Annotated in this window: 4 protein-coding genes; all 4 read right to left on the bottom strand. The window is 76.8% G+C overall.

All coding sequences use genetic code 11. The annotated features are described in order from the left end of the window. Window positions 1–146 precede the first annotated feature (146 nt). The gene (locus ABZY91_RS41790) at window positions 147–1,019 is read right to left on the bottom strand and encodes an LLM class flavin-dependent oxidoreductase (RefSeq protein WP_355409455.1); all 873 of its coding nucleotides are present in this window, start codon (window positions 1,017–1,019) and stop codon (window positions 147–149) included. 1 nt (window position 1,020) lies between these two features. Further along, window positions 1,021–1,401 carry a SchA/CurD-like domain-containing protein gene (locus ABZY91_RS41785; RefSeq protein WP_329882633.1) on the bottom strand — a complete coding sequence of 127 codons (381 nt, stop codon included), beginning with the start codon at window positions 1,399–1,401 and terminating at the stop codon, window positions 1,021–1,023. A 59-nt stretch (window positions 1,402–1,460) separates the two neighbouring features. Further along, window positions 1,461–2,417, bottom strand: coding sequence for an SDR family NAD(P)-dependent oxidoreductase (locus ABZY91_RS41780; RefSeq protein ID WP_355409453.1), 957 nt, complete (start codon window positions 2,415–2,417; stop codon window positions 1,461–1,463). Window positions 2,418–2,711: 294 nt separating this feature from the next. Continuing rightward, a partial coding sequence (locus ABZY91_RS41775; protein ID WP_355409451.1) for an amidohydrolase family protein occupies window positions 2,712–3,071 on the bottom strand: 360 nt, incomplete at its 5' end.

Below are 3,071 nucleotides of genomic sequence, written 5' to 3'. Positions count from 1 at the left end.
GGCCCGCCCCGCCCGGGGCGCCCCGCCCCGGCGCCGGACCGCCGGACCGCCGGACCTGCCGGACGCCCCCCGTCGCCGGACCCGGGCGGGGAACGGGGGAGGGGCGGGTGGCCAGTGGCCGCCCGCCCCTCCCCGCCGTGCCGTGGTCAGCCCCGGAGCCCCAGCACCTCGGCCGCGGCCGTGACCTGGTCGAGGTCCCGGGAGCACGGCATCAACAGCAGCTCGTCGCAGCCCGCCTCGGCGTACTTGCCGACGATCCCGCGCAACTTGCCCGCCGAGTCGGCGGCGCCGCGCAGGATGTGCTCGACGAACGGACCGGCGTCCCGGTAGTAGGACCGCAGGTAGCCCTCGGTGTGCTTGGTCGCGTCCCCGCCCAGCGCGAAGTACGCCAGCGCCACCAGCCGGGGCGCGCCCTCGCGGCCCTCCTCCGTCCACAGCTCGCGCAGCGACTGCGCGCCCTGGGCGAACATCATCGGGCCGGTGCCGCCGCCGATCCAGCCGTCACCCAGCCGGGCAGCCCGGCGCAGTGCGGCCGGCGAGTGGCCGCCGAGGATCAGCTCCGGCCCGTTCTGCCGGACCGGCGCCGGTCCGACGGCCGGCTCCCGGCCGGCCTGCGCGTCGGCCCAGTGCCGGCGCAGCTCGGCCACCTGGGTGCCGGTCCGGGCGCCCCGGCCGGTCTTCTCGATCCGGCCGGCCTCGAAGTCGTCCGGTCGCGAGCCGACGGCCAGCCCGAGGGTGAGCCGCCCGCCGGAGAGCCGGTCCACGGTGGCGGCCTGCTTGGCCAGCAGCGCGGTGTTGGAGCGCAGCGGCGAGATCAGGATGCTGGTCGCCAGACCGATCCGCTCGGTGACCGCGGCGGCCGCGGCCAGCGTGGTGAGCGGCTCCCAACTGGTGTGCAACAGGCGGTCGATGGTGCCGAGCGTGGAGAACCCGGCGGCCTCGGCCTGCACCGCCCAGCCGACCACGTCCTCGCCCGCGGTACCTTCCAGCGAGGTCGGCAGTCCGATTCCGATCTTCATGTCACTCCCCCTGGAGGGGCTGGTCGTGGCGGCGGGAGAGCACGTTCTCCATCGAGGCCAGCCGGAAGAAGGCCTGGGCGCCCTCCCGGCTGGTCATGTCGCGGGGGACGGCCAGGTGGTTCTCCAGCTCCCGCTCGAACTCGCGGACGGCCGGCTGCTGGCTCATGTGCGCGGCCACCAGCGGGAGCGGGCCCTCGATCTCGATGACCCGGACGGCCAGCTCCTTGCCGACGAAGGCCTGGGTGCCGAGGAGCTTCCCGACGACGGTGCCGTCCGGGGTGCGGACGTCGAACTCCGGGCGGCCGCTCTTGCGGAACAGCTCCTTGACGGTGTCCTCGCTGCCCGGGAGCAGCGGGTAGTACAGCGCGTGCCACGTGCTCATGTCGTCTCCTGACGGTTCGGGGCCGGGTCCGGCCCCGTCGGGGTGGGGAGGTGGCGCTGTCACTGGCTGGCGGTGACGCCGCCGTCCACGTACAGCACCTGGCCGGAGATGAATCCGGCCCGCGGTGAGGCGAGGAAGGTCACGGCGTCCGCGACCTCGTGCAGCTCGGCGGTGCGGCCCAGCGGGATCCGGCCGATCACCATCCTCATGAACTCCGGGTTCTGGGCGTTCTCCTGGACGAAGTCGGTGCGCACGAAGCCGGGAGCGACCGCGTTCACCGCGATCCGGTGCCGGCCCCATTCGGCGGCCAGCTGCTTGACCAGCAGGTCCAGGCCCGCCTTGCTCGCGCCGTACGCGCTGAAGCCGCGCCGTGCGCCGAACTTGCCGCGGACGGAGGAGAGATGGACGATCCGGCCGCCGCCGCCCGCGATCATCGCCCGCCCGACCGACTGGGAGAGCCAGAAGGCGCCCAGCAGGTTGGTGTCGACGATGGTGCGCCAGTCCTCCTCCGAGATGGTCTCGGCGCCGACCGTCACCAGCGCGCTGGCGCAGTTGACCAGGACGTCGATGCCGCCCCAGCCGGCGACCAGGGTGTCCACCAGCCGGTCCACGTCGGCACGGTCGGCGACGTCGACGGCGTGGGCGACGACCTCCCCGCCCCGGGCGGCCAGCGGGGCGAGCCGGTCGGCGGTCTCCTCGGCCTTCTTCAGCGAGCGGCCGGCGACGGCCACCCGGGCGCCCTGGGCGGCGAGGTCCTCGGCGACGGCGGCGCCGATGCTGCCGTAGCCGCCGACCACCAGGACCCGGCTGCCGGCGAACTGCCGGTCGGCGGGGACCCGTTCGGGTGCGGGCTGGGGCGCTCCCGCGCCGGGCGGTCCTCCGCCGGGCGGGCCGAAGACCCCCGGTGGCGGCCCGCCCGGGCGTCCGCCGGGTGGGCCGGCGAAGCCCGGGGGCGGTCCGCCGCCCGGGCGTCCGGCGGGCGGGCCCGGCGGGTCGGTCGGTGCGGCTGCCGTCATGACGGCACCTCCCTGTCGCTTGTCGGTGGTGGTTCCAGGCGCGTGGCCCCTGGCCCCCGTGGTGGGTGGTTCCCGGTGCGTGGTTCCCGGTGGGTTCCTGGTGCGTGGTTCCCGGTGGGTCGTGCCGGCGCGGAACCGCGGAACACGGTCCGGCGCGGTCCCGGCGCGGTCCCGGCGCGGTCCCGGATCCGGCGTGGAGCCGGGACCGCTGCGGTGCCGTGGCGCGGGCGGCGCCGGCGGGTCGGGGTGAGTCCGGGCCCGGTGCTACCCGGGTCCGCTCGGGATGTGCCGGGTTCAGGTGCGGTCCGGCGCGGCGGGCGCCAGGCCGAACAGCTCGGCGGCGTTGCCGTGCCGGATCCGGGCGACCGCGGTGGCGTCCAGGCCGAGCCCGTCGAGCCGGGCGAGCGAGGCGTCCAGCGGTGCGCTCATCGGCGGGGAGTCGGTGCCGAACATGACGTTGCCGACCCCGAAGGCGTCGACCGCGGCGGCGATGGCGCGCAGGCTCGGGGTCGCCGTGTCGACGTACACCCGGCCGAGCACCTCGGCGAGCGGCGGGACGGGGGGACCGGCCGGTGCCGCCGCACCCGGCCCGCCCGGTCCGCCCGTCCCCGGCCCTCCGGGACCGCCGGGCCGGCCGGGGGGGGGGGGGGGGGG

The sequence above is a fragment of the Kitasatospora sp. NPDC002965 genome (assembly GCF_040611255.1).
Taxonomy (GTDB): Bacteria; Actinomycetota; Actinomycetes; order Streptomycetales; family Streptomycetaceae; genus Kitasatospora.
The sequence above is the reverse complement of the archived record's forward strand: the minus strand, read 5'-3'. Positions and strand labels throughout refer to the sequence as shown.

Excerpts from the sequence above, each read along its gene's own strand:
- ABZY91_RS41790 (WP_355409455.1), bottom strand. The coding sequence starts at position 1,019 with ATGAAGATCGGAATCGGACTGCCGACCTCGCTGGAAGGTACCGCGGGC.
- ABZY91_RS41785 (WP_329882633.1), bottom strand. The coding sequence starts at position 1,401 with ATGAGCACGTGGCACGCGCTGTACTACCCGCTGCTCCCGGGCAGCGAG.
- ABZY91_RS41780 (WP_355409453.1), bottom strand. The coding sequence starts at position 2,417 with ATGACGGCAGCCGCACCGACCGACCCGCCGGGCCCGCCCGCCGGACGC.